The organism is Streptomyces minutiscleroticus, from assembly GCF_014650875.1.
GTDB lineage: Bacteria > Actinomycetota > Actinomycetes > Streptomycetales > Streptomycetaceae > Streptomyces > Streptomyces minutiscleroticus.
Map to the genome: position 1 here is coordinate 1 of NZ_BMVU01000204.1, position 1,240 is coordinate 1,240.

Annotated in this window: 1 protein-coding gene; it reads right to left on the bottom strand. The window is 65.9% G+C overall.

What is annotated here, in order from left to right; all coding sequences use genetic code 11:
- A partial coding sequence (locus tag IE271_RS41000) for an IS630 family transposase (RefSeq protein WP_190195490.1) occupies positions 1-1,191 on the bottom strand: 1,191 nt, incomplete at its 3' end.
- Between the last annotated feature and the right edge of the window lie 49 nt (positions 1,192-1,240).

Genomic DNA, 1,240 nt, shown 5'->3' on the forward strand with positions numbered 1-1,240 from the left:
CGGCACGGAGGTGTGGACGCCGCGGCGGATGAGTTTGTCGGTCAGCAGGCCGAACCACCGCTCGACCTGGTTGATCCAGGACGAGCCGGTCGGGGTGAAGTGGACGTGGAAGCGGGGATGCTTGCCCAGCCATGCCTTGATGTCCGGGGTGTTGTGGGTGGCGTAGTTGTCGCACACCAGATGCACATCCAGCCCGGTGGGTACGTTCTTGTCTATCGTGACCAGGAACTTCTTGAACTCAATGGCCCGGTGGCGGCGGTGGAGTTCACTGATGACGGTGCCGTCGGCGATGTTGAAGGCGGCGAACAGGCTGGTGATGCCGTGGCGCACATAGTCATGAGTGCGCCGCTCGGGCATGCCCGGCATCATCGGCAGCACCGGCTGGGACCGGTCCAGCGCCTGGATCTGGCTTTTCTCGTCCACGCACAGCACCACCGCCCTTTCCGGCGGATGGTGATACAGACCGACGACGTCCACGACCTTGGCCACGAACTGCGGATCGGTGGAGAGCTTGAAGGCGTCCTGCAGGTGCGGCTTGAGGTCGAACTTCTTCCAGATCCGCCCGATGGTCGACTTCGACAGTCCGCTCCGCTGCGCCATCGAAGCCCGCGACCAGTGGGTGTCCTTGCCCGGTGTGGACTCCAGCGTCGCGACGACGACGTCCTCGACCTGGTCGAGGAGGATGGACGGGGGCCGTCCCGACCGCGGCTCGTCCAGCAGCCCCTCCAGCCGCCGCTGGACGAACCGGGCCCGCCAGCGGTTCACCGAACGGTCATTCACCCCGAGCTCCGCGGCGACCTGCCTGTTCGTCTTGCCCTCGGCGCACCGCAGCACGATCCTCGCACGAAGCGCCAGGAACTGAGCGGTCTTCGCCCGCCTTGCCCAATGCGTCAACTGCATCCGCTCGGCTTCGCTGAGCACCAGCTCGGCCTTGCGCCGGCCCGGCCGCGGCGTATCCGTCAGCCCCTCCAGCCGCCGCTCGACAAACCGCGAACGCCACTTCCTCACCGTGTCCACGGTCACCCGCAGATCTGCCGCGATCCGCAGGTTCGGCATCCCCTCCGCGCACGCCAAAATGATGCGCGCCCGCTCGGCGAGACGCCGATCCACCCCACCCCCCGCCCACCGTGACAACTCGGCGAACTCCGCAGCAGACAACCTGACTTCACCAGCACGAGGACCTGGCGACATACCAATACACTACAGACTTAGAGACGCAATTTCTGGCGCATCACACTAG